General features: G+C 60.3%; 19 protein-coding genes and 1 tRNA gene. 13 read left to right on the top strand and 7 right to left on the bottom strand.

Going from position 1 to position 24,474, the window contains the following annotated elements; translation table 11 throughout:
• Positions 1-134: 134 nt before the first annotated feature.
• Positions 135-1,394 carry an arsenic transporter gene (locus tag GKZ68_RS07640; protein WP_173112765.1) on the bottom strand — a complete coding sequence of 420 codons (1,260 nt, stop codon included), beginning with the start codon at positions 1,392-1,394 and terminating at the stop codon, positions 135-137.
• Positions 1,395-2,039: 645 nt separating this feature from the next.
• Positions 2,040-2,113: transfer RNA gene (locus GKZ68_RS07635), tRNA-Met, on the bottom strand.
• A gap of 128 nt (positions 2,114-2,241) precedes the next feature.
• On the opposite strand from GKZ68_RS07635, the gene GKZ68_RS07630 reads away from it, so the two are divergent.
• The 7 genes from GKZ68_RS07630 (at position 2,242) to GKZ68_RS07600 (ending at position 10,247) form a co-directional block, all read left to right on the top strand.
• The gene (locus tag GKZ68_RS07630; protein ID WP_254244203.1) at positions 2,242-2,655 is read left to right on the top strand and encodes an START-like domain-containing protein; all 414 of its coding nucleotides are present in this window, start codon (positions 2,242-2,244) and stop codon (positions 2,653-2,655) included.
• A gap of 89 nt (positions 2,656-2,744) precedes the next feature.
• Positions 2,745-4,190, top strand: coding sequence for an LptF/LptG family permease (locus tag GKZ68_RS07625; protein ID WP_173112762.1), 1,446 nt, complete (start codon positions 2,745-2,747; stop codon positions 4,188-4,190).
• 106 nt (positions 4,191-4,296) lie between these two features.
• Positions 4,297-4,572: a 30S ribosomal protein S15 gene (rpsO, locus tag GKZ68_RS07620; protein WP_173112759.1), complete on the top strand. Its 276-nt coding sequence runs from the start codon at positions 4,297-4,299 to the stop codon at positions 4,570-4,572.
• A gap of 200 nt (positions 4,573-4,772) precedes the next feature.
• Positions 4,773-6,911, top strand: a complete 2,139-nt coding sequence (gene pnp / locus GKZ68_RS07615; protein WP_173112756.1) for a polyribonucleotide nucleotidyltransferase — start codon at positions 4,773-4,775, stop codon at positions 6,909-6,911.
• Positions 6,912-7,107: 196 nt separating this feature from the next.
• Positions 7,108-7,971 (top strand): RNA polymerase sigma factor RpoD/SigA, encoded by an 864-nt coding sequence (locus GKZ68_RS07610; RefSeq protein WP_144842942.1) that lies wholly within the window; start codon positions 7,108-7,110, stop codon positions 7,969-7,971.
• Positions 7,972-8,099: 128 nt separating this feature from the next.
• Entirely contained in the window at positions 8,100-9,032 is a 933-nt protein-coding gene (gene trxB / locus GKZ68_RS07605) for a thioredoxin-disulfide reductase (protein ID WP_173112753.1), read from the top strand.
• Between the two features lie 102 nt (positions 9,033-9,134).
• Positions 9,135-10,247 carry a peptidoglycan DD-metalloendopeptidase family protein gene (locus tag GKZ68_RS07600; RefSeq protein WP_254244202.1) on the top strand — a complete coding sequence of 371 codons (1,113 nt, stop codon included), beginning with the start codon at positions 9,135-9,137 and terminating at the stop codon, positions 10,245-10,247.
• Between the two features lie 77 nt (positions 10,248-10,324).
• On the opposite strand, the gene GKZ68_RS07595 is transcribed toward GKZ68_RS07600, so the two are convergent.
• Entirely contained in the window at positions 10,325-10,627 is a 303-nt protein-coding gene (locus GKZ68_RS07595; protein WP_173112750.1) for a hypothetical protein, read from the bottom strand.
• A gap of 152 nt (positions 10,628-10,779) precedes the next feature.
• Here GKZ68_RS07595 and bshB1 point away from each other — a divergent pair, with 152 nt between their 5' ends.
• A complete protein-coding gene (bshB1, locus tag GKZ68_RS07590; RefSeq protein WP_173112747.1) occupies positions 10,780-11,505 on the top strand; it encodes a bacillithiol biosynthesis deacetylase BshB1 in 726 nt (241 codons plus the stop codon).
• Positions 11,506-11,582: 77 nt separating this feature from the next.
• On the opposite strand, the gene GKZ68_RS07585 is transcribed toward bshB1, so the two are convergent.
• From GKZ68_RS07585 to GKZ68_RS07575, 4 genes are all read right to left on the bottom strand, one after another.
• Complete coding sequence (locus tag GKZ68_RS07585; protein WP_173112745.1) at positions 11,583-13,625, bottom strand: KUP/HAK/KT family potassium transporter; 2,043 nt, start codon at positions 13,623-13,625, stop codon at positions 11,583-11,585.
• 41 nt (positions 13,626-13,666) lie between these two features.
• Positions 13,667-14,431: a sensor histidine kinase KdpD gene (locus GKZ68_RS07580; protein WP_254244261.1), complete on the bottom strand. Its 765-nt coding sequence runs from the start codon at positions 14,429-14,431 to the stop codon at positions 13,667-13,669.
• Entirely contained in the window at positions 14,329-15,438 is a 1,110-nt protein-coding gene (locus tag GKZ68_RS21995; RefSeq protein ID WP_254244201.1) for a PAS domain-containing protein, read from the bottom strand. Before GKZ68_RS21995 ends, GKZ68_RS07580 begins: the two co-directional genes overlap by 103 nt.
• Before the next feature lie 237 nt (positions 15,439-15,675).
• Entirely contained in the window at positions 15,676-17,034 is a 1,359-nt protein-coding gene (locus tag GKZ68_RS07575; RefSeq protein ID WP_173112738.1) for a sigma-54 dependent transcriptional regulator, read from the bottom strand.
• 181 nt (positions 17,035-17,215) lie between these two features.
• Here GKZ68_RS07575 and GKZ68_RS07570 point away from each other — a divergent pair, with 181 nt between their 5' ends.
• The 5 genes from GKZ68_RS07570 to GKZ68_RS07550 all read left to right on the top strand — a co-directional run bounded on the left by GKZ68_RS07570 (position 17,216) and on the right by GKZ68_RS07550 (position 24,420).
• Positions 17,216-17,659 (top strand): antitoxin Xre/MbcA/ParS toxin-binding domain-containing protein, encoded by a 444-nt coding sequence (locus GKZ68_RS07570; RefSeq protein ID WP_254244200.1) that lies wholly within the window; start codon positions 17,216-17,218, stop codon positions 17,657-17,659.
• Positions 17,660-17,667: 8 nt separating this feature from the next.
• Positions 17,668-18,129: an RES family NAD+ phosphorylase gene (locus tag GKZ68_RS07565; RefSeq protein ID WP_173112735.1), complete on the top strand. Its 462-nt coding sequence runs from the start codon at positions 17,668-17,670 to the stop codon at positions 18,127-18,129.
• Positions 18,130-18,215: 86 nt separating this feature from the next.
• Positions 18,216-19,193 carry a fatty acid desaturase gene (locus tag GKZ68_RS07560; protein ID WP_173112732.1) on the top strand — a complete coding sequence of 326 codons (978 nt, stop codon included), beginning with the start codon at positions 18,216-18,218 and terminating at the stop codon, positions 19,191-19,193.
• Positions 19,194-19,643: 450 nt separating this feature from the next.
• Positions 19,644-22,805: a TonB-dependent receptor gene (locus GKZ68_RS07555; RefSeq protein WP_173112729.1), complete on the top strand. Its 3,162-nt coding sequence runs from the start codon at positions 19,644-19,646 to the stop codon at positions 22,803-22,805.
• 82 nt (positions 22,806-22,887) lie between these two features.
• Entirely contained in the window at positions 22,888-24,420 is a 1,533-nt protein-coding gene (locus GKZ68_RS07550; protein WP_173112726.1) for a RagB/SusD family nutrient uptake outer membrane protein, read from the top strand.
• The last annotated feature ends 54 nt before the right edge of the window (positions 24,421-24,474 follow it).

Below are 24,474 nucleotides of genomic sequence, written 5' to 3'. Positions count from 1 at the left end.
AGCGCCTGCCTCTTACTTGGGGCAGGCGCTTTTTGCGTTATAAATAGCTAATAACTAGCATTATATGCTAAAGCTATTTAGGAAGTTGAGAAGCGCGGCGTTTAAAGCAGCTTCACTGACAAGCGCGCGGCGAGTTAGCGCGGTAGTAAAAAGAGGGACCCGATTGCCAGCAGCAGCGGCACGGTCATCACCAGCGCCCCGAGCTTGAGGAATTGCCAGGTGCTGACGGTGACGTTTTCGCGCCGCAGGGCAACTAGCCAGAGAATGGTGGCTAGCGAACCCGTCACGGACAAATTGGGGCCGAGGTCAATGCCAATTAGCACGGCGCTTTTGACTAGTTCCGGCACGTGAGCCGTTTGCAGCACATTGCCGGCAATCAGGCCGGCGGGTAAGTTATTCAGCACATTGCAAAGCAGCGCTATCCCTACGCCACTGACCCAGGTGGTTTTGGCAGCCGACTGCGCGGCCCCGGCGTTGAGAAGCGTGGTGAGCCAGCGCGTAACGCCCGTTTTGTTGAGGGCTTCCACTAATACAAATAACCCGGCCACCAGCGGCAACACCGACCAGGAGACGTTTTTCACGATTTCGACCGGGCTCTTGCGGGCGCTGAAAAGTACGATAATAGCCGTGAGTATACCCGTGATGGCAGTAGGCAGGCCCAGCGGCGAGTCGAGGGCGGAAGCTGCCAGCAGCGCCACGGCCGTGACTCCAATGCCGGCCAGCGCCACCTGCCCGCCCCGCTCAAGGGTAGGCAGCTCAATGTCTTGCGCAATATCCTGGCCCAGCTCTACTTTTTGGGTGTGCAGCAAAATGAAGTACGTGGCCACGATGGATACGGCCGCTGGCAGCAGGTAGTGCGGCAGCCAGACCAGCAGCGGCGGAATATGCGCCCCGTAGATGACGAGGTTGGCGGGGTTGGAAATAGGTAGCACGAAGGAAGCCGCATTGGCAATGAAGGCGCAGCTGAACAGGTAGGGCAGCGGATTTTTGACCCTAGCGGCCCGCACGGCGCTGGCTACGGCCGGCGTGAGCACTACCGCCGTGGCATCATTAGAAAGAAACGTGGTAACTAGCACGCCCACCAGGTAAACAAGTAGAAACAGGCGCGGCGCCGAGCCTTTGGCCAGCTGGGTGGCGTGGGCGGCGAGCCAGTCGAAAAGCTTTTCCTCGCGGGCAGTTTCGGCCAGTAGCATCATGCCCGTCAGAAACAGGTATACGTCGAGGCCCCTGGCTACGCCCGCTAGGCCTTCGGCCGGCGTCAGGAGTCGAAATAGCAGCAGTAATACGGCACCGCTCACGGCCCATACATACTCGGGTACTTGAAAGGGCCTGATGATAACCAGCGCGATGGAAAGCGCTGAAATAGCCCAAATAATACTGATACTGGTGTGCATCGGGTCGCTACTCGTGAGCGGCTTTTAGGTAGAATGGTTTAGCAATGCGGTTGAGCCGGGTACCCATAAATTCGTTTTCTTCCCAGGCCCCGACGCTGCCTGCGTCCGGCTGGTGCGGCACCTAGGCGGCCGCACTGACCGCGAGCAGCCCGGCCCTCCGCAATTGGAGTGCGGCAGGTGCCTGGCATGGCGGCCAAGGCCCGTCAGTTATTACCCTTACCAAGCTGCCTGGCTAGTCGTAAAGCTGCCAGCGAGGGGCTTAAACGGCCAGCTGATACTCCTTCCAGCCGGGCCAATAAGCAGGTAGCAAGCCCTGTATAAGGAGTGGCGACCTAAATGGTAGCGCCATCACCACTCAGCTGGCTTTGTGCTGGATAAGGCCGGTGAAGCAGCGTAGAAAGTACTTACCGTTTGGGTCAGCGGCTTACGCACGTATTCGCGGGCGTGTTGCGCTGCCGGCACTTGAATTACTTGGATACGGCGCTGCTTATTACCGTGGGCGGCCTTGGCTAAAACCCGGTAGCGTGAGTAAAGGGCGAGTGCGTACCTTTGCCGCTCGAATACCCCTGCCCGCAATGATGCCTGCTTGCCTAAGTAACAAAAAAGCACTTGCGCAGCTAGGTACGCAAGTGCTTAGTTTTCAAGTAGCGGGGACGAGAGTTGAACTCGTGACCTCAGGGTTATGAATCCTGTGCTCTAACCAACTGAGCTACCCCGCCAGTCGGTGAATTGGGAGTGCAAAGGTACTGAAAAAACTTCTTCCTGCAAGCGTTGATTTAAAAAATACTCGTTTTCCTGCCCCTAGAGCCACTTTTGGTGGTGAGTGGTGGGCTCCTTTTCTTTGCTTATGGCCGTGTCTGCCACCAGCGCCAAGCGTCGCTTCGAGATGGAATACTCGATAAACGCTTCACCCAAAATACTTTTTCCCTACATCGCCTCGGCTTCGGGCCTCTCGCAGTGGTTTTGCGACGACGTGCGCCTCGACCCCGACCACCGCCTGAATATGGTGTGGGACAAACAGAGTCACTTTGCCGAAATCGCCGCCCAGCGGCCCGGGCGTAGTATCCGCTACGTATTTCTGGATGAGCAGAAGCGTCCGTTGCAGGATGCCAACTACCTCGACTTTACCCTGGAGCTATCGCGCATCACGGATGAAGTATTTTTGCGGGTGACTGACTACTCCGACCATGCCGACGCGCAGGAGCACCAGGAACTCTGGGAAGGCTTGGTGGGCAAGCTGCGCGACCAGGTGGGCGGCTAGCCTGCCCAACCCGGTCGGGCTGGCACTAGAAGAGTGCTCGCTGCGTTAGCACCCAACCCAAGCCCGCGCCCGCGCTCGTAACTGCCGTTGTGAAAAAACTAGATAAGCTGATTCTGAAGGCCTTTACCGGGCCGTTTTTGCTCACGTTTGCCGTGGTAGAGTTTATTCTGCTCACGCACACGCTGCTGAAATACCTCGACGATATTGTGGGCAAGGACCTGGGCACGGGCGTGCTCTTGCAGTTGCTGTTCTTTTTCAGCATCCTCATCGTGCCCATTTCGCTGCCGCTAGCCGTGCTGCTGTCGTCGCTGATGACCTACGGCAACCTCGGCGAGCACCACGAGCTGACCGCTATCAAGGCCTCGGGCATTGCGCTCACGCGCATTTTGCGGCCGGTGTGGCTGGTGAGTATGGTGCTGGCCGTCACGGCGTTCTGGTTCAACGAGCGCATCGTGCCGAAGGCTAACCTGAAAGCGTACAGCTTGCTGTGGGACGTGCGCCAGAAAAAGCTGGCCCTCGATATCCGGCCCGGCGTTTTTTACAACGGCATTCCCGGCTACACCATTAAGGTGGATAAAAAAGTGGGGCCGGAAAAAGATATTCTCATGGGCGTCATGATTTATGACCACACCCAGAAATCGGGTAATGCCACGGTAATGCTCGCCGACTCGGGCCGCATGTTTACCCGCTTCGGGGGGCAATATTTGGGCTTCGAGTTGTTTCGGGGCCACACCTACGTCGAGCAGCCCGACGCGCAGAACCGGGCGGCGGCGTCCTTCATTCGGGAAGGCTTTAAGCGGAACGTGCTCACCTTCTCGCTAGCCTCCTTCAACCTCGACCGCACCAAGCAGGAGTTGTTTCAGCAAAACCGCATGATGCTGAACATCCCGCAGCTGCACCACAGCGTCGATTCTATTCAGCGTATTCTGGCCCGCGAGCGCAAAGTGCTGCCGGCCCGCCTCGGCGGCTACTACACCTACCTGCGCCTCGATACCACGGGCCGCGCTCAGAATCGCAAGCTGGCCCGCTTGCAGGTGTCGCCGTCGCGGCTAGCCCCGCTCACGGCTTCGCAGGTAGAGCAGGCGCTGAGCCGTGCCCACAATGTGCAGTCGTTTATTACCTCCACTTCCCAGCATCTGTATGAAGTGGCCCGCGATTCGGCCGAGTTTCGCATTGAAGTATACCGCAAGTACACGCAGTCGGTGGCCGTGCTGCTGATGTTTCTGATTGGCGCGCCGCTCGGGGCCATTATCAAGAAGGGTGGGCTAGGGGTGCCCATTCTGGTTTCCATCCTGTTTTTTATCATCTTCTACGTCTTCGACACGATGGGCTCGAAATACGGGCGCGATTTTGTGCTGCCGGTGGGCGTGGGGATGTGGCTGTCTAACTGCATTTTATTTCCCTTCGGCTTGTTTTTTCTGTACCAGGCCTACAACGATTCGGGCCTGCTGGAAATGGATTTCTGGCGGCGGCTGGCCCAGCGGCTGCCGCGCTTTCCGCGGCTGCGGCTGCTAGCCGCGCCCACAACCGAATGAGGTTTGGAATCCGCCGAAAAACGGCGTACCTTTGCACCCGCCCCGAGGTGCGGGGTACGCATTTTCTCTTATTTTTTAATCTAAGACGGGTTCTCCCTATCTGCCGATGAAACTCTCGACCGAGGCCAAGCAGGCCATCTTCGAAAAAAACAGCCTTCAGAAAGTTACCACCGACACCGGTTCGGCCGAGTCGCAAATTGCGCTGTTCACGCACCGCATCCAGCACCTCACGGAGCACCTGAAGACCAATAAGAAAGACCACAGCACCCGCCTGGGCTTGCTGAAACTGGTAGGTAAGCGCCGCCGCATGCTGGATTATCTCCAGCACCGCGAAATCAACCGCTACCGTGCGATTATCAAGGAGTTGGGCATCCGTAAGTAAGCCCACCTGCTAAGAGTAGGGAGCCTTCCCCCCGAAGGTTCCCTACTCTTTTTTTTGCCCTTTGTCTGCTTTGCTTGGACATGAGACGGTAGCCCGACGACCCGCACGCTGCGTTAGCGTGCGGAGGGTGCTACTGAAGCGGAAATGCCCGCACTGCTGCTCATGTCTCGTGTCTATTGTCTCTAGTCCAATCCTCCCCAATGCCCGCTCCCCACGCGATTACCAAAACCCTGGCGCTGCCCGACGGCCGCCAGATTTCCATTGAAACCGGCAAGCTGGCCAAGTTTGCCGATGGCGCCGTAGTCGTGCGCCTCGGCGACACGATGCTGCTGGCCACCGTCGTGTCGGCCCCTAGCCAGCGCGAAGGCGTTGACTTCCTGCCGCTCTCGGTTGACTACCAGGAAAAATTCGGCTCGGCCGGTAAGATTCCGGGCTCGTTTCAGCGCCGCGAAGGCCGCCTGAGCGACTACGAAATCCTCATTTGCCGCCTCGTGGACCGCATCCTGCGGCCCATGTTCCCCAAGGATTACCACTACGAGGTACAGGTAATGATTACCCTCATCTCGGCTGATAAGGAAGTGCAGCCCGATGCCCTGGCGGCCCTGGCGGCTTCGGCCGCGCTGTCGATTTCGGACATTCCGTTTGCCGGCCCGATTTCGGAGGTGCGCGTGGCCCGCATTGATGGCCAGTTCCAGATTAACCCCAAAACCACCGACCTGGCCCGCGCTGATATGGACCTTATCGTGGGTGCTACCGGCGACTCGGTGGCCATGGTGGAAGGCGAGATGGCCGAAGTTAGCGAGGAAGAGATGGTTGCTGCCATTGCCTACGCCCACGAAGCCATTAAGGCCCAGGTGCAGCTTCAGAAGGAGCTAGCCGAAGCCGTGGGCCGCACGCCCGAGTCGCAGCCCCGCGAGTATCCGAAGTACGAGGAGAATGAGGAGTTGAAAAAGCTCGTGCACGAAGGCATTTATCAGGGTGCTTACGACGTGGCCCGCTCGGGCAACACGAGCAAAGCGGGCCGCAAGGAAGGCTTCACAAACGTAAAAAAGGCATTCCTGGATAAACTCATTGCTGAGCAGCCCGAACTGGATACCAAGCAGTTTAGTCGCTACTATTCGTCGGCTGAGAAAAAGGCTATTCGCGACATGATGGTGAAGGAGCGCGTGCGCCTCGACGGCCGCCAACTCACCGAAATCCGCCCCATTTGGTCGGAAATTAACTACCTGCCCGGTGCCCACGGCTCGGCCATCTTCACCCGCGGCGAAACCCAGAGCCTGACTACCGCCACCCTCGGTACCAAGCTCGACGAGCAGATTATCGACCAGCCGCTGACCAAAGGCTTCTCAAAATTCATGCTGCACTACAACTTCCCCGGGTTCTCAACCGGTGAGGTGAAGCCCAACCGCGGCGCCGGCCGCCGCGAAATTGGCCACGGCAACCTGGCCGCCCGCTCGCTGAAGCGCGTGCTGCCGCCCGACGAGGAAAATCCCTACACCATCCGCATCGTGTCGGACATCCTGGAGTCGAACGGCTCTAGCTCGATGGCTACCGTCTGCGCGGGCTCGCTAGCCCTCATGGACGCTGGTGTGAAGGTGCGCGCTGCCGTAGCCGGCATTGCCATGGGGCTGGTGCAGGACAAGGAAACCGGCGAGTACGCCGTGCTCTCCGATATTCTAGGCGATGAGGACCACCTCGGCGACATGGACTTTAAGGTAACCGGCACGGAGAAAGGTATTTGCGCCTGCCAGATGGACATTAAAATCCAGGGCCTGAGCAACGAGATTCTGACGGCCGCGCTGCACCAGGCCCGCGAAGGCCGCCTGCACATTCTGCGGGAGATGGCCAAGACCATCGCCGCCCCGGCCCCCGAGCTGAAGGCGCACACGCCACGCTCGCACAAAATGCTGATTGACAAAGAGTTTATTGGCGCCGTAATTGGGCCGGGCGGCAAAGTCATCCAGCAGATTCAGAAGGATACCAATGCCACGGTAATTATCGAGGAGAAAGACGAGAAGGGCCACGTGAGCATCTACGCCGCCAACCAGGCCGATATGCAGGGCGCCATCGACCGCATTCGCGCCATCGCCGCGCAGCCCGAAGTAGGCGAAACCTACAAAGGCAAGGTGCGCAGCATTCAGCCCTACGGCGCGTTTGTGGAGATTATGCCCGGCAAAGACGGCCTGCTGCACATTTCGGAAGTAACCCACGAGCGCATTGCCTCGCTCGAAGGGGTGCTGGAAGTGGGCCAGGAAATCGACGTGAAGCTGGTGGATATCGACAAGAAAACCGGCAAGTACCGCCTCTCGCGTAAGGTGCTGCTCGAAAAGCAGGCGTAATTTTTGCGCAGGCTGCCACGCGGGCTAGCCGATGAGTTTTAACCTCATTGGCTAGCCCCTGTCGGGGCTTGTCGAATAGCCGAAAAGAACTTTAGCTCGTATAGCCTTGTTGTTTTCGGTTGAATTGATGGGCCGCCCGTCACCCTATTATCTTCCGAATAACTTCTTTAGAACTACCTAGTTAGCGCCGTTACCGATGAGACAGCTAAAAATCAGCAAGCAGATTACCAACCGCGAAAGCCAGTCGCTGGATAAATACCTCCAGGAGATTGGCAAAGTGGACCTGCTGACACCCGACGAGGAGGTGACGCTGGCGCAGCGCATCCGCGATGGTGACCAGAAAGCGCTCGAAAAACTGACTAAAGCCAACCTGCGCTTCGTAGTGTCGGTGGCTAAACAATATCAGAACCAGGGCCTTAGCCTGGGTGACCTCATCAATGAGGGCAACCTGGGTCTTATCAAAGCCGCCAAGCGCTTTGACGAAACCCGGGGCTTTAAATTCATCTCCTACGCCGTGTGGTGGATTCGCCAGAGCATTCTGCAGGCCCTGGCTGAGCAGAGCCGCATTGTGCGTTTGCCCCTTAATCGGGTAGGCTCGCTGAATAAAATCAGCAAGTCGTTCTCGGAGCTGGAGCAGAAATTTGAGCGGGAGCCTTCGCCCGAGGAAATTGCTGAGGTGCTGGAGCTAACGACGTCGGAAGTGGTTGATACCCTGAAAATCTCGGGCCGCCACGTATCGGTCGATGCGCCGTTTGTGCAGGGCGAGGAAAACCGCCTGCTCGACGTGCTCGAAAACGAGGACGAAGAGACGCCGGATTCGGGCCTGATGAATGACTCGCTGCGCAAGGAAGTGCAGCGTGCCCTCTCGACCCTGACCAAGCGCGAAGCCGACGTTATCACCCTGTATTTCGGTTTGAACGGAGAAGCTGCGCTCACGCTGGAAGAGATTGGCGAGAAATTTAATCTGACCCGCGAGCGGGTGCGCCAGATAAAGGAAAAAGCCATTCGCCGCCTGCGTCATACGTCGCGCTCGAAGGCTCTGAAGCCCTATTTGGGCTAATTGCTGCCTAAATTTGTTGACTGAAAACCCCGACCGTGAGGTTGGGGTTTTTTGTAGGGTAAGCTCCCGCTTATCGTAGGAAAAATATCTGCCTTTACTAAAATGGCAAGCGCTGGCTTGTCCTTCAGATGGAACACATTCATTGCCTGATTATCGGGTCGGGTCCGGCCGGTTACACGGCTGCTATCTACGCTGCGCGGGCGGGCTTGAAACCCGTCATGTACATGGGCTTGCAGCCGGGTGGCCAGCTTACCATTACCAACGATGTGGAAAATTTTCCGGGCTACCCCGATGGCGTGATGGGGCCGGAAATGATGGAAGACTTGAAAAAGCAGGCTGCACGCTTTGGCACGGATATCCGCTACGGCATTGCCACGAAAGTTGATTTTTCGGGCCATCCGCACAAAGTCACGATTGATGAAACGGTTGAACTCACGGCCGATGCCGTGATTATTGCTACCGGTGCCTCGGCCAAGTGGCTAGGTCTGCCTTCGGAGGCCCGGCTCAATGGCTCGGGGGTATCGGCCTGCGCCGTGTGCGACGGCTTTTTTTACCGGGGCAAGGAAGTGGCAATAGTGGGTGCTGGCGATACGGCCGCCGAAGAAGCCAACTACCTGGCCAACCTGTGCTCGAAGGTGTACATGCTGGTGCGCAAAGACGCCATGCGGGCGTCCAAAATCATGCAGCAGCGCGTGCTGGCTAACCCCAAGATTGAAGTGCTGTTTGACACGGCCACCGACGAGATTCTGGGTGAGCATGCCGTGGAAGGCGTGCGGGTAAAGAATCTGGTGACGCACGAAACGCGCGAAATTCCCGTTCATGGGTTTTTCGTGGCAATCGGCCACGAGCCAAACTCCAAGATTTTTCAGGACTACCTGCACCACGACGAGCAAGGCTACCTCAAGACGCTGCCCGGCACGGCCAAGACGAACGTGGACGGCGTGTTTGCCTGCGGCGACGTGCAGGACTTTACCTACCGCCAGGCCGTTACGGCCGCCGGCTCGGGCTGCATGGCCGCGCTCGATGCCGAGCGCTACCTGGCCGGCCTGCACCAGGGCTAGCGGCACTGACTTGCAGCCGGCCGGTCGGGTTCGGCGACTTTGTTTATGTTATAACCCAGCAGTGGCTCCAACTGGGCCACTGCTGGCCTTTTTGGGTTTCGTTTGAATTTCCCCAAGCTCTTTTTTAGTCTGCCGGTGCTATTGCTGCTGCTAGCCTGCTGGCTGGGAGCTAGCGCGCCCGCGCAGGCGCAGCGCCGCAAGAAAATACCGGCCCCCAAAGCCAGGGCTGGTACGCCGCGCAACCGGGATTTTTTCCGGATTCGCACTCCTACCATGCGCTACGTGAAGCCGGATACGACCACGATTATCGAAACCGAGGAAATGCCCGATGACAAGTCGGACGCCGCCAAGTCGATATTCAACCCGGCCCGTAAGCTCAGCATCGTGAGCGAGGACACCACCACGCTCAACGAAGGCGGCCAGGAGATTGTGGAGATGTCGGACGAGGTGCTCATTGACTCGTCGTGGGTGAAAGTGGCGGGCTACTACGCCATCTGGGACACGCACAATATCAATCCGTACCGCGTAGATGGCCGGCGTATTCGCGACACGCTGACGCTGAAGCTGGTAGACCCGGCGCGGCAGCATTTTGCCAAAATGCCGCTGGCCACTACGCCCATCACGTCGGGCTTCACGTTCCGCTGGGGGCGCTGGCACTTTGGGGTCGACCTCGACCTCGATACCGGCGACTCGGTGCGGGCCGCCTTCGATGGCGTTATCCGCATCAGTAAGTGGGACGGCGGCGGCTACGGTAATTACCTGCTGGTGCGCCACTACAACGGCCTCGAAACCCTGTATGGCCACTTGAGCAAGCCGCTGCTGCCGGTGGGCACGTTTGTGAAGGCCGGCCAGGTAATCGGGCTAGGGGGCAGCACCGGCCGCAGCACCGGCTCGCACCTGCACTTTGAGGTGCGCTACGAGGGCAACCCGATTAATCCGACCTACGTGTACGACTTCCCCGACTATAAGCTACGGGGCGAAACGTTTACCATCACTTCGGCCCTGTTTAATTATTACAGCCGGGCGTTGCGGCGGGGCAGCCATAGCCGGGGCGAGCCCACGGCGGCCCGCCAGGTTGCCACCCATAAAATTCGCCAGGGCGATACGCTCTCCGAGATTGCCGACCGCTATGGCGTGCGCGTAAGCACCCTCAAGCGCCTAAATCCTAACTTGCGCGGCAAGCTTCAGCCGGGTAAGCGACTGCGGGTGAAATAAATAGGCCATTAAGAAACGCGGCATAAAAAAAGCCAGTTTTTATGACTGGCTTTTTTTATGCCGCGTTTCTTAATGGCCTAGCGGCCGCGCAGGCGCTCGCGGCGAATCTGACGGCTATCGTGGTTCAGCTCGCCATTAAGCTGCTGGCGCTGGCCGGCAGTGAGGCGGCCTCCATCGGCGCGGCGCTCGGCGCGGGCTTGAGCCTGGATGCCGCGCTCTTCGCCCCGCAGCTGGCGGGCCTGGCGGCGGTTGAGTTCACCGTCGGCGCGGCCGGCAGCGATGCGGTCGCGCTGGTTATCGACGCGCTGATTGATAGTTTGAGCGTGGCTGGCAAAGGCTAGGGGCAGGCCACAGGCGAGGGGCAGCAGGAACTTTTTCATGCAAAGAAGGTGAGGGCTAAATAGGATGACTTGTAGCAGTTTGATTTAAATGCCTTCGCAGAGTTTAGTTAAGCCTGAAAAATAAATAAACGGCCTAGCCAGTAGGCAAGCGGGTATCTTTGCGGCCGCTCGCTAAAACGGGGAGTAATCGTATGAAATTGGATATTCTAGCCCTGGGAGCCCACCCCGACGATGTGGAGATGTCGTGCTCGGGCACGCTGCTGGCCGCCGTGGCGGCGGGCAAAAAAGTAGGTATTGTGGACTTTACGCGCGGTGAGCTGGGCACGCGCGGCACCCCCGCAACGCGGGCGGCCGAATCGGAAGCGGCTAGTAAGATTTTGCAGCTCAGCGCGCGCGAAAACCTGGGCTTGCCCGATGGCTTTTTCCGGAATGACCGCGAGCACCAGCTGCCGCTCATCGCAGCCATTCGACGCTACCAGCCCGAGATTGTGCTCTGCAACGCTATCACCGACCGGCACCCCGACCATGGGCGCGGCGCGCAGCTTGCTACTGATGCCTGCTTCTTGAGCGGCCTGCGCATGATAGAAACGCTAGGGGAGGATGGCCAGCCGCAGGCTCCCTGGCGGCCCAAGTACGTGTACCACTATATCCAGGACCGCCAGATTCCGGCCGATTTTGTGGTGGATATTACCCCGTACTGGGCCGGCAAGTGGGCCAGTATCAATGCCTACGGCACGCAGTTTTTCAACCCCGGCGCCGACCTGGCGGCCCCGCAAACCTACCTCTCGGGCCAGACCTTTTCGCACTTCATGGAAGCCCGCGCCCGCGAATTTGGGCACCTGATTGGGGTCGAGTTTGGTGAAGGCTACACGGTGCAGCGGCCGGTGGGCGTGAGGGAGCTGGGCGATTTGATTTAAGGAGCTGCCAGGAAGAAAAAAGGAATGCCCTGCTGCGCATAGCGCAGCAGGGCATTCCTTTTTTCTTTAAAAATATTTTACACCTTCACCGTGGCCCGCTCGGCGCGGATGTTCTCGGTCGGCACGGGGTCCTGGGCCTGCTCGGGTGGGTCGCGCAGGAGGTCGTGGGTGGCGACGGCGGGCTTGATAGTAAGCGGCACTTTTTCGAGGGCCACGTCGCTGGTATCGAGGCCAAACAGCTGCTGGTCGGAGATGGCGAAGCGGTTGATGAAGAAGTAGCCGTTCAGGATAAAGCGCTCCTTGAAGCTGAGCTGGTTGTCGTAGCTGAGCACTTTCTCAAGCACCACGAAGCGGAAGTCGCCGGGCATCTGGTAGCGGGCCAGCGAGTCGTAGCGCGAGGTGATGTCGATTTCGCCCTTTTCGCCCATCTGCTCCAGCACGCGGCGGAACAGCAGGTTGAGGCGCGGCTGCACCCGGAAGCCGAGCTTGAAATTAATTTTATACGCCACGCCCGGCACCAGTTCCTCCACCGAGTAGCGGGTGGTGTAGGGCTCGGTGAGGATGCTCATGTTGATAAACCAGTAGCGGTCGGCGCGCTTGGGCTGCTTGCGCAGGATGGAGTACAGAATTTCGTTTTCCAGCTCGCCGGGCTTTTTGCTGTGCGTGAGGTACACGAGGTTGCTGGCGTACTTGCTCACCGACTGGTCCTGGCTCAGCTCCAGCAGGGTAGGCCGGGTGCCGGCCACCGACACGAGGCTGAGCAGACTGTTTTTGATTTCGCGGCCCCGGTAGCCCACGTACATCATGAAAATCAGACCCCACTCGAATACCAGGATGCCTAGCCTGTTGAGCAGCTTGGTGATGTTGGCGATGAGAAAGGACGTTTCAACGGTGAAAAAGACGAGCATTATCAGCCCGACCACCGGCAGCGCCCACTTCTTGACGCCGCGCAAATATTGCGACAGCAGGATGCTGGTCATCAGCATCGCCACCGTGATGCTAAAGCCGTAGGCGGCCGTCATGGCTTCCGAAGTTTTAAACCACAGCTGCACGCACACGCAGCCAAACCACAGCAGCCAGTTGATGCTGGGCACGTAAATCTGTCCGCGCTGGTCGGTCGGGAACAGCACGCGCACCTTGGGCCAGAAACGCAGGCTAACCGCTTCGGAGATAAGCGTGTACGAGCCGGAAATGAGTGCCTGCGAGGCAATGATAGTGGCCATGGTGGCCAGGATAATGAGCGGCACGATGGCCCACTGCGGGGCAATCATGAAAAACGGATTCTGGTTCGAGGCTAGCGTGTGGCCCACGTGGCCCATCGTCCAGGCGGCCTGGCCGAGGTAGTTGAGCACCAGTGCACTCTTGACGAAAATCCAGGAGGTGCGGATGTTTTTGCGGCCGCAGTGGCCCAGGTCGGAGTAGAGCGCCTCGGCGCCGGTGGTGCACAAAAACACCGCACCCAGCAGCCAGAAGCCCTTCGGGTACTCAGTGAGCAGCCGGATGGCGTACACGGGGTTGAGGGCGGCCAGCACGCCGGGATAGTGCAGAATCTGGGCTAGCCCCAGCGCCGCGATGGCCGTAAACCAAAGCAGCATGATTGGCCCGAAGGCCGCGCCTACCACCTTGGTGCCAAACTGCTGAAACGCGAATAGAAGCGTAATAATGGCAATGACGATGATGACGATGGTTTCGGTATTGAGGGCAGGATAGAGGATTTTCAAGCCCTCAATGGCCGACGATACCGAGATGGGTGGCGTGATAATGCCGTCGGCCAGCAGCGTGCCCGCCCCGATAATGGCCGGAAACAGCAGCCAGTGGCCGCGCTTCTTCACCAGCGAAAACAGGGAGAAAATACCGCCCTCGCCGTGGTTGTCCGCCTCTAGCGTGAGCAGGATGTACTTGATGGTAGTCTGGAGCGTGAGCGTCCAGAACACGGCCGACACGCCGCCGTAGACCAGCAGCTCGCTCACCGGCCGGTCGCCGATGATGGTTTGGAAGACGTAGAGCGGCGAAGTGCCGATATCGCCGAAAATGATGCCTAGCGTGACCAGCAGCCCCGCCGCCGTGACGCGGCGCAAGTGGATGTTGTCTTCGGTAGGCAGGGCCGAGGAAGTTGACATGAGGAAGAAAAAGAAGAAATTGTCAGTAGATGCGGCGGCGCTCAGCTGGCCACCGGTAGGGTGAAGTAGAAGGTGCTGCCCTCGCCCAGCGTGCTTTCGACCCCCAGCTGGCCGCCCTGGCTGGCGATGAATTCGCGCGAAATGCTGAGGCCGAGGCCGGTGCCAGAATCAGCATCGCCGCTGGCAGCCGGGGCGGCCGGGCCCTGAGCGAAGCGCTCAAAAATGCGCTGCTGGTCGGCCGGGGCGATGCCGGGGCCGTGGTCCTGCACCTGCACGCGCACGGCACGGCGGTCGGGGGTAGGAGCGGCGCTGAGCTCGATGTGGCCCTGCTCGGGCGAGTAGCGCACGGCATTCACGAGCAGGTTGAGCAGCACCCAAGCCGTTTTTTCGTGGTCGGCGCGGATGGGCGGTAGGTCGGCGGGCAGCTGGGTATCGAGCGTAAGGTGGCGGGCGCGCAGCTGCAATTGCAGCGGCGTGGTGGCGGCGGCCACCAGGCTAGCCACGGCCAGCGGGCGCGGGTCGAGGGCAATGCCCTGGCCCACGTCGAGGCGGGCCACGGTCAGCAGCTCGCCCACGAGGCGCAGCAGGCGCTGGTTTTCTTCCTTGATGGTGCCCACAATGTCCTGCTGCTCGGCGTTGAGCTGGCCCACGCGCGGGTCGTGCAAGAGCTTGAGGTTGAAGTTGATGCTCGAAAGCGGCGTTTTCAGCTCGTGCGCGGCCGTGGCCAGGAAATCCGACTTGGTCTGGTCGAGCTGGCGGAAGGCCGACACGTTGCGCAGCGCCAGCACGGTGCCCACGGCCTCCATCTGGTCGCGCGCTTCGTTGAAGGCCACTGCCTCGTGCACCGAAAGCTGGTAGTGGGCGGGGGCTTCATCGGGGCCAGCCAGGCTAGCCAGCACCAGCGGCTGCGCCTGGGGGGGCGCTGGGCCACCGGCAGCAGGGCCGGGGCCAGCACCTGGGCAAAAACTGCGTTGTCCTGGGCGAGCTCGGTGGCCGGGCGGCCCAGCACCTGGCTTTCGGCCAGGCCCAGCAGGGTGCAGGCGGCCGGGTTGGCCACGATGAGGCGGCGGCCGGGGTCGAGCAGAAATACGGGCTCGTCGAGCGTTTGCACGAGGCCGCTGGTGCGGTTGCGCTCGGTCACGACCTCGGCCAGGCTGTGGCTGCGAATGTCCTGCACGTGCACCAGCAGGCGGTTAAAGGCCGCCGTGACCTGGCCCACCTCGTCGGTGCTTTCAATAGGCACGGTGGCCGCGAAGTTGGTACGCGTGGCGTAGTCGAGGCTAGCGGCTAGCTTGCGCAGCCCCCCGATAGCGGCCTGCGGTACGCTGCCCACCAGCATCAGCCCCACCAGCGTACTCAGCACGCTGAATAGCAGCAGGTAGTTCTTGGCCTGGGCGGCGGTGTGCATCGCCTGGCCGTTTTTGCGGGTGAGGGCGGCCATGTTCAGCCCCACCATGCGGTGGGTGAGCTGGCGCAGCCGCGCCTGACTGGCGGCCGGGGCCGCGCCGGGGTAGGTGGCCAGCGCCTGGGTCAGGCTATCGACCAGCCGGCGCTCGCCGGGCTCAGTCACGTTGTCGGCCTCACGGTCGAGCAGGGTGCGCAGGCGGGCTAGCGCGGGCGCATCGGCGGGGCTGGCGGCCAGCCCATCTAGTGCCTGCAACATGCCCTGGCCGAGCTGTACCGAGTAAAAGTTATCCTGCAGCACGGCCCGGTTGGCCCGGTCGAGGCGGCCCAGGGTAGCAAAGGCGTAGAACCCAATGCCCAGCAGCAGCCCCAGCATGGCCAGGAAACCCAGCGTAATTTTAGTGTGCAAACGCATAGTAGCCGCCGGAATGCACCGCTGATGCGGGCCGGCTGACTACCCGCTGCGAAAGGCGGGCCTTAGTAAGACAACGTAGGTTGAAATTGAGTGTTATGTCTGATAATCAGATTTATAAAATAACTTATCAGCAGGAAGAAGTTGAGCCACGAACTGCCTAGTGGGTCATTTTGACCCGGTAATAGGGCCAAAATGGGGCAAGTAACTGGTAGCGCTACTACCCCCGGCTTATTATTCGCGGCCCAGTCCAAACTCCTCAATCTTGCGGTAGAGCGTCTTTACGCCGATGCCGAGCTGGCGGGCGGCCTCCATCTTGTTGCCGCCCGCCTCGCGCAGCACCTGGCCAATGTGGCGGCCCTCCACGGCGCGCAGGCTGCGGTCGGCGGGGTCGGCCGGGGCGGCGGGCAGGTACTGAAACTCGGGCGGCAGGTCGTCCACAGTCAGCGGCTGGTTATCGAGCGCCAGGATAGCGGCGCGCTCCAGCACGTTTTTGAGTTCGCGCACATTGCCCGGCCAGGGGTAACGCGCCAGGTGGGCCAGCGCCTCGGGCTCGAAGCCGGGCAGACGCTTGCGCAGCTTGGCGGCGAAAATGCGTAAAAAATGCTCGGCCAGCGGGGCCACGTCGGCGGGCCGGGCGCTGAGCGGCGGCACGGCCAGCTCAAACACGGAGAGCCGATAGTACAAGTCGGGCCGAAAATGCCCCTCGGCAGCTTCCTGACGCAGGTTGCGGTTGGTGGCCGCGATGAGGCGCACGTTCACCTTGGTGGGCTTGGTGTCGCCGAGCTTGGTAAATTCCTGGGTTTCGAGCACCCGCAGGAACTTGGCCTGCACGGCCAGGTCGAGCTCGCCGATTTCATCCAGAAACAGGGTGCCACCGTTAGCTTCTTCCAGTAGGCCTTTCTTATCGGCCAGCGCCCCGGTGAAGGCGCCTTTGCGGTAGCCAAATAATTCCGACTCCAATAAATCCTTCGGAAACGCGCTGCAATTGACGGCCACGAAGGGCTTGCCCCGGCGCGGGCTAGCCTGGTGAATGGCCTGCGCAAACAGCTCCTTGCCCGCGCCGGTGGGGCCTTCGAGCAGCACCGTGGAGTCGGTAGGGGCCACGCGCTCGGCCAGGGCCTTGGCCTTGGTGAGGGCCGCCGACTGCCCAATCATGGCGTCGAACGTGTACTGCTGACCCACCTGCTTTTCGAGCTCGGCCACGCGGCGGCGCAGCTGGGCCTTTTCCACGGCCCGGGCCACTACCACGAGCAGCTGGTCGTCCGAGTCGCCCTTGGTGAGGTAGTCGAAGGCGCCCTGCTTCATGGCCTGCACCCCGTCGGGCACGGTGCCGTAGGCGGTGAGCAAAATGATTTCGGCCAGCGGGGCCGCGGCCTGGTAGCGCGGCAGCAGGGCCACGCCGTGGCCGTCGGGCAGCTTCACGTCGGAGAGAATAACCAGGATTTCGGCGGCGTGCTCGGCTAGGGTTTGGAGGCCGCGCCGGGCGTCGGGGGCCTGCAGCACGAGGTAGCCTTCCAGCTCCAGCACCCTGGCCAGCACCTGGCGCAGGCGGTTTTCGTCGTCAATAAGGAGCAGGGTCGGCTGAGGCATGGAGCAAAGGTCAGCCGAAGATGGAGGAAGTAAAACAGTTTGGCTTGTGAGCGCAGTGCGGCAATCTCCTTTGGTCGCCGGGTCGGAACGAAAAGGTAGATTTTCCGTTTTCTAAAGAAAAGTTCCCCATATTTGCCGGGTCTTGGTTTGGTTGTATCGGGCCAGCCCATTTTATTCGCCTATGCTTGCCACGCCTGCTTATTTGCCCGGCGCTATGCCGGCCGTCCTGGCTAGCCTGGCCACGGTGGTTACCGATTCTTTCGCCTTGGTAATGGAGGCCCGCACCGGCGTGCCCGCTAAAGCTGCCTTTGCCGTGGCTAGCCTGCTGCAACTGAGTACCGACGAGCTGGCCGACCTGCTGCACACCACCACCAAAACCCTGCGCACCTACCGCGATGCCAACAAGCGCCTGGCCCCGGCCGCCAGCGAGCAGGTGCTCAAGCTGCTGGCCCTGGCCCGCCAGGGGGGCGAGGTATTTGGCGAGGCGGCCGCCTTTCGGCGCTGGCTGGGCAAGCCGGCGTTTGGGCTTGATAATCAGGCGCCGCTAGCCCTGCTCCAGACGAGCGGCGGCATCGACCTGGTAGCTGAGGAAGTGAGCCGCATCGCTCACGGCGACTTTGCCTAGCCCGGCCCGTGGAAATCTACTGCATCTGCCTGGCCAGGTACGCCGGCGAGCTGGTGGCCTCCGGCAACCCCGGCCGCTGGAATCTGCGCGGGCAGTTCGTCATTTACACCGCCGGCAGCCGGGCGCTGGCCTGCCTCGAAAACGTGGTGCACCGCAGCGGCGAAGGCCTGAATAACCTGTTCAAAGTCATTCGAATAGTCGTGCCCGACAGCCTGGCCGTGGAGGAGCTAACCCTGGCCCAGCTACCGCCCGGCTGGCAGCCCACCAGCGCCTATGCCCGCTGCCAGCCGCTGGGGGCCGACTGGTACCGCCGCCAGGCGGCGGCCGTGCTCCGGGTGCCGTCGTCCATCATCGCCCACGAGCATAATTACGTGCTCAATACCCGCCACCCCGATTTCGCCCAGATTCGCCTGGTAGGTTGGGAAGATTTTGCCTTCGACCCCCGCATTAAGGCCCCGGAGCCGGACTGAGGGAGGCGGGACAGCCTGCTACTACCAGCTTCCGCGCCAGAAAGGAAGTACCTTAGTAGCCCCGTCGTTTTTAGCTGCCTAGCATTATGCCCACCGCCCCCACCGCTTATACTCCCACGGCCGAGCCGGTGTCGCACCACGTGCGGGCCCGCCAGCTGCTCCGGGCGCACCCCGAGGTAAAGCGCCTCATGACCCGCAATGCCAACACGGCCCTCATCACGGCGGGTTGCGTGGCGGGACAGGTGCTGGCTACCTACCTGCTGCACGGCCACGCCTGGTACTGGTCGCTGCTGGCCGCCTACGTGCTCGGGGCGTTCGTGTGCCACACCCTGTTCGTGATTGTGCACGAGGCTACCCACAATCTGATTTTCAAAGGTCAGTGGGCCAATGCCGCCGTGGGCATCGCGGCCAACCTGCCAATGGTAATTCCGACGGCCATGAGCTTTCGCAAGTACCACCTCAAGCACCACTCGGCGCTCGGCGACTTCGACCACGACGCCGACCTGCCCGACCACTACGAGGCCCGGCTCATCCGGCACTATGCCGTGGGCAAGGCCATCTGGCTGTTTTTCTTCCCGATTTTTCAGGTGGTGCGCACCTTCCGCTGCCGCAGCGTGGTGCCGTTCGATAAGTACATCGCCGCCAATTGGGTGGCCCAGATTCTGTTCAACGTGGGCATGTACCTCTGGCTAGGCCCGTCGGCATTCGTGTACCTGTTTTTCAGCTTCTGGTTTTCGGTGAGTTTGCACCCGGTGGGCGCCCGCTGGATTCAGGAACACTACCTCGTGCTGAGCCCCGAGCAGGAAACCACGTCCTACTACGGCCGCCTCAACGGCGTGCACCTCAATATCGGCTACCACAACGAGCACCACGACCTGCCCGGCGTGCCCTGGAACAAGCTGCCCGAGCTGCGCAAGCTGGCGCCCGAGTTTTACGAGCCGTTGCAGCACCACACCAGCTACACCAAAGTGCTGCTGCGCTTTCTCTTCGACCAGGAGCTGTCGCTGTACTCGCGCCTCGTGCGGGGCCTGCCCACCGCGAGTGCCGTGCCGATAGCCAAATAATAAAGGTCCGCTAGCCCTCACTACGGCTACCTGCCCCCATTGCGGCCCCGTCGGGCAGGCAATGGGGGTTTTGCATGGGGCGCTGGTAATATTCTGGCGAAGAGCCTAGGGAGGTGATAACGGGTGATTCCACACAATCGTTAATGTTGCGGAGCAGTTAAGCGCAGTGGGTAATATTTTTTTCGAGAGCAAAAAAGGCCTAAAAACTATCCGCAATCGTTTGCAAAGCCAAAATTCGAAATTTTACAGCGCTCAAACGCACATTTTATTTTTGTTAATTCTCGGAAAAGCCCTTATTATTGTTGCGTTGATTCAAGGCGACATCTCTCCGCGCGGGTAAGCCCCCGAGTTTGCGGTACCAGCGATGACGTTTTTTTTACACAACCTACACAATCGATTGTGTAAAGCTATTCCGCTTTTATTCACTTTTCCCACCCAATCCTTCTCGCTATGAGAAAGTCAGTACCCAAGATGCGGCGGCTCGTGCTGCCCGCCGCGCTTAGCTGCCTGCCCCTGCAACCCCTGCTGGCTCACGCCCTGGCGGCAATCGAATTACGAGAGAATATCCCGGCCGCCGGCCCCATTACGGGCCTCATCGTAGACGAAAAGGGCGCGGGTCTGCCCGGCGTCAACGTGCTGGTGAAAGGCACTAACGTGGGCACCGCCACCAACGCCGACGGCCGCTATACCATCGAGGCCCCGGCCGGCGCCACGCTGGTATTCTCCTACATTGGCTACGCTAGCCAGGAAGTGGCGGTAGGCGACCGCTCGACGGTAGACGTGGCCCTGACCCCCGACAGCCGCGCCCTCAATGACGTGGTGGTGGTGGGCTACCTGGCCCAGGACCGCCAGAACCTGAGTAGCGCCGTAGGTACGCCTAACCTGAAGGAGGCTACCAAACAGCCGGTGCCTACCATTACGCAGGCCTTGCAGGGCCAGGTGGCGGGCTTGCAAATAACCGGCTCGGGCGGGCCGGGCGATGCCCCGGTCGTGATTATTCGCGGCGCGGGCAGCGCCGGCAACAGCAACAGCGCCCCGCTGTACGTGATTGACGGCCTCTGGACGGACAATATCCGCGACCTGAACCCCAATGATATCGCGACGCTCACGGTGCTGAAAGATGCCTCTTCCACGGCCATCTACGGCGCGCGGGGCGCCAACGGAGTTATTCAGATTACGACTAAGAAGGGCAAGGCCGGCGTGCCAACCATCGGGGTCAATGCTTACATCGGCGTTGATAACGTGTATAAGCGCTACCAACTGACCAATGCCAGCCAGTGGGCCGACCGCGCCGTGCAGGCGTATGCCAATGCCGGTATCGACCCACTCAATGCGGGCCAGAACAGCCTAGCGGGCGCGGTGAAGGGGCCGGGCGGCGCCTTCAACCCCAACGTCGACACCAACTGGCAGGATGCGTTTTTCCGGACCGGGAAGGTTGAAAACTACAATGTGAGCTTTTCGGGAGGTACCACGGGCGAGAATATAGGTAGCAACTACCTGATTTCGGGCGAGTACTTTCACCAAGAAGGCGTTGTAAAAGGACCTGATTTTAAGCGTTATAGCCTGCGATTGAATTCGGGTATGACTAAAGGTCGCTTCCGCTTTCAGGAAAACGCCCAACTCACGCACCTCAACACGACGCTGCTCAACGGGGCGCCGTTTATCGACGTGCTGACGATACTGCCCAGCGTACCGGTGTACGACCCCAACAATCAGGGCGGCTTCGGGGTGGGCTCAACCACCCAGAATACCTTCGCCACCAACCCGGTGGGCGCGCAGCAGCTACTGCGCCGCACGCAGTCGGACAACCGGCTGGCGGGCAACATGACGATGGACTATTCCATCTTCGATTTCCTGACCTACCGGCTGAACTTGGCTATGGACGGCCACACGTATAGCAACGCCGATGCCCAGCAACTAGGTATTCTGCGCCAAAACACTCAGATTAACACGTCATCGCTGAGCGAATACCAAGGCTACGACGTGTTTTTGATGGCCGAAAACACACTGAATTTCAATAAGACCTTCGGCGACCACCACGTGAACGTGCTGGGCGGCTACTCGGAGCGCTACATGGACTTCCATAATACGACGGCCCAAACCCAGGGCTTTACGGCCTCGCCGCAGTATTACTTCCAGCTGAGCGCGGGCCAGACGGTGGGCGTGGTGCAGGGCACCGAAGGCGTGATTACCAACCGCTCGTACTTCTCGCAGGCTACCTACGACTACAAAAACCGCTACTTGGTAAGCGGCAGCTTCCGCCGCGACGGCTCGTCGCGCTTCATCGAGCAAAACCGTTTCGGCAACTTCGGGGCAGCCTCGCTAGGCTACCGCATCAGCGAAGAAGACTTCTTCAAAAATGCCCTGCCCGCCGTGAGTAACCTGAAGCTGCGCGCCAGCTACGGTATTATTGGCAACGACCAGCTAACGGGGGACTACTACGGCGCCTACCTGCCCACGCCCAACATCAACCAGAACACCAACTACGTACTGGGCAGCGGCCAGGTCATCACCAATGGCCGCACCCAGACGGTACTGTCCAGCAACAACCTGCAGTGGGAAGAGCGCCGCACCAAAGATGTGGGCCTCGACCTGGCCGTGCTCAGTAACCACCTCACCTTCACAGCCGACTACTACATTTCGGAAACGCGCAAGGCGCTGGCGCCGGTAGTAGTACCTATCTACACGGGCAACTTCGGCGCGGTATTTCAAAACGCGGGCAATATCGAGAACCGGGGCTTGGAACTGGCGCTGGGCTACCAGAATGCCACGGCCAGCGGCTTTACCTACAGCCTCAATGCCAACCTGACGACGCTGCGCAATCAGGTGCTGGCGCTGCCCAACCCGGGCCAGACGCTGGTAGATGGCCAGGGCCTCACCAGCACCAGCGTGGGCACCAGCCTGGGACAGTTTTTCCTGATTCCGATGGCGGGCATCTTCCAGACGCAGGATGAGATAAATAACTATAAGTCGGCCGACGGTCGCCTGATTGAGCCCTATGCCAAGCCGGGCGACGTGAAGTATACCGACACCAACGGCGATGGCAAGATTGACCTCAACGACCGCGTGCACGTGGGCTCGGCCTTTCCGACCCTGCAATACGGCTTCAACCTCAGCTTCGGCTACAAGGGCTTCGACCTGTCGGTTTTGGCGCAGGGGGTGAGCGGTAACCGCATTTTCAACAACGCCAAAGTGGCGCTGGAAAGCTACAATGGCCCCACCAACTACGAGCTGAACGTGCTACCCTGGACGGCCGCCAACCCGTCGAACTCGGTGCCGCGCGCCCTGCAAGGCGGCAGTGCCGACCCCAACCTGGCCCTGGCGGCTTCGCAAAATGCCCTCTACCAGACCACGCGCTGGCTGGAAGACGGCTCCTACCTGCGCCTCAAGAACGTGCAGCTGGGCTACACCTTTGGCAAGAGCGCGCTGGGCTGGGCACCGGCCATTGGCTCGCTGCGCGTGTACGTGACGGGCCGTAACCTCGTGACCTTCACCAAGTACACCGGCTTCGACCCCGAAATCACGGGCACCGGCTACTTCGGCCGTGGCATCGACAACAGCGCTTACCCCAACGTGCGCACTTTCACGGGCGGCGTGCAGGCCACTTTTTAATGGCGCGTTCCGTCTGCCATTAGTTGGCAGGCTCACAATGACAGACGGAGCACTCTCCTAAACTGATATTTTCTCTCTTTTTATGAAATCCCACAAACTCTTTACCCTGGCGCTGGCGGGCACCCTAGCGGTAGCCACGAGCTGTAAAAAAGATTTGCTCAACCAGGCCAATCCCAACACGCTGTCGGTGGCGCAGTTCTGGCTGACGGCAAGCGACGCTAACAAAGGCGTAATTGCCTCTTATTCCGGCATTCAGCAATACGGCGTGTACGACCATTGCTGGCAGTTTATGGCGGCCCGCTCCGACGAGTCGTACAGCCAGAGCCCCTTCGTGGAGCTAGCCGTGTTCACGCGTTTCATTCAGGCCAACAACCTGTTTTTCATCTCGGCCTTTGCTTGGAATGATTACTACCGTACTATTTACCGCACCAACCAGGCACTGCACCACATCCCCGACATCACGATGGATGCAACCCTGAAAGCGCAGTACATCGCTGAGGCGCGCTTCATACGGGCGCTGATGTACTATGACCTGGACTCGTTTTTCGGTAACGTGCCGCTGATTACGGAAGACCCCACCGTGACCACCCGCGTGAAGCAGGTGACCCCGGCCGAGGTAGAAGCCCAGGTGATTGCTGACCTGCAGGCGGCCATTCCGGACCTGCCCACCGCGTACCCGGCCGCCGATTTGGGCCGCGCCACCAAGTATGCTGCCCAGGCGCTGCTAGCCAAGATGTACATGCAGCAGCATAAATACACCGAGGCTTCGACGCTGATGGCAGGTATTATCAGCTCGGGTAAGTTCTCGCTGGTGCCCAGCTACCTCGACAACTTTACGGAAAGCAACGAGAACAATAGCGAGTCGATTTTTGAGGTGCAGTACACCGGCTCGGTGCTCGACGTGGGCCAGGGCCAGGACAATGCCTCGTCGTCGGAGGGCTACGACCGCCCCAACTTCTTCGGGCCGCCCATCTACTCGTTTGCCGACGTGCAGCCCCGCCAGTCGCTCACAGCCTCATTTACCGACTCGACGGTGGCGCTGGTGCCCGGCACCAAGAAGCACGCCATTGACCCGCGCCGCGACATCTCGATTATCAGCGTGCTGAATCCGGATAAGTTTTACGGCAAAACCTTTACCCAACTGGGCTACAACCCTAGCCAGCAGTACTGGCGCAAGTACCTGAACGACCGCACTCGCACCACGCCCGAAAACTTTACCTCGGGTATCAATTACCGTCTGATTCGCTACGCCGACATCCTGCTGTTGCAGGCTGAGGCGCTGAACGAGCTGGGCCAGACGGCTGCGGCCGTGCCCCTGGTAAACCAGGTGCGGGCGCGCGTGGGCCTGGGGCCGGTGCCGGCCGCCAACACGGCCAGCCAAACCGCACTGCGCCTCTACATGCGCGACGAGCGCGGCCGGGAGCTAGCTGGCGAAAACGTGCGCTGGTACGATATCGTGCGCTGGGGCCTGCTCGACAACCAGGACGGCCTGAACTACCTGATTGCCCGCGACCCCGACTTTACCAACTTCGTGCTGGGTAAGTCGAAGCTGCTGCCCATTCCGCAGACCGATATCGACCTCGACCCTAATATCAAGCAAAACCCTGGCTACTAGCCGGCCGTGTGCCGGCCGCTGCCCGCTCCGCCAGGGGAGGGCAGCGGCCGGCAC

Origin of the sequence: Hymenobacter sp. BRD128, from assembly GCF_013256625.1 — a bacterium.
Classification (GTDB): domain Bacteria; phylum Bacteroidota; class Bacteroidia; order Cytophagales; family Hymenobacteraceae; genus Hymenobacter.
The sequence above is the reverse complement of the archived record's forward strand: the minus strand, read 5'-3'. Positions and strand labels throughout refer to the sequence as shown.

Coding starts and splice junctions, on each gene's coding strand:
- GKZ68_RS07560 (WP_173112732.1), top strand. CDS start 18,216: ATGCCCACCGCCCCCACCGCTTATACTCCCACGGCCGAGCCGGTGTCG.
- GKZ68_RS07585 (WP_173112745.1), bottom strand. CDS start 13,625: ATGTCAACTTCCTCGGCCCTGCCTACCGAAGACAACATCCACTTGCGC.
- bshB1 (WP_173112747.1), top strand. CDS start 10,780: ATGAAATTGGATATTCTAGCCCTGGGAGCCCACCCCGACGATGTGGAG.
- GKZ68_RS07550 (WP_173112726.1), top strand. CDS start 22,888: ATGAAATCCCACAAACTCTTTACCCTGGCGCTGGCGGGCACCCTAGCG.
- GKZ68_RS07580 (WP_254244261.1), bottom strand. CDS start 14,431: ATGGAGGCCGTGGGCACCGTGCTGGCGCTGCGCAACGTGTCGGCCTTC.
- trxB (WP_173112753.1), top strand. CDS start 8,100: ATGGAACACATTCATTGCCTGATTATCGGGTCGGGTCCGGCCGGTTAC.
- GKZ68_RS07640 (WP_173112765.1), bottom strand. CDS start 1,394: ATGCACACCAGTATCAGTATTATTTGGGCTATTTCAGCGCTTTCCATC.
- GKZ68_RS07610 (WP_144842942.1), top strand. CDS start 7,108: ATGAGACAGCTAAAAATCAGCAAGCAGATTACCAACCGCGAAAGCCAG.
- GKZ68_RS07575 (WP_173112738.1), bottom strand. CDS start 17,034: ATGCCTCAGCCGACCCTGCTCCTTATTGACGACGAAAACCGCCTGCGC.
- GKZ68_RS07630 (WP_254244203.1), top strand. CDS start 2,242: ATGGCCGTGTCTGCCACCAGCGCCAAGCGTCGCTTCGAGATGGAATAC.
- GKZ68_RS07595 (WP_173112750.1), bottom strand. CDS start 10,627: ATGAAAAAGTTCCTGCTGCCCCTCGCCTGTGGCCTGCCCCTAGCCTTT.
- pnp (WP_173112756.1), top strand. CDS start 4,773: ATGCCCGCTCCCCACGCGATTACCAAAACCCTGGCGCTGCCCGACGGC.
- GKZ68_RS07570 (WP_254244200.1), top strand. CDS start 17,216: ATGCTTGCCACGCCTGCTTATTTGCCCGGCGCTATGCCGGCCGTCCTG.
- GKZ68_RS07555 (WP_173112729.1), top strand. CDS start 19,644: ATGAGAAAGTCAGTACCCAAGATGCGGCGGCTCGTGCTGCCCGCCGCG.
- rpsO (WP_173112759.1), top strand. CDS start 4,297: ATGAAACTCTCGACCGAGGCCAAGCAGGCCATCTTCGAAAAAAACAGC.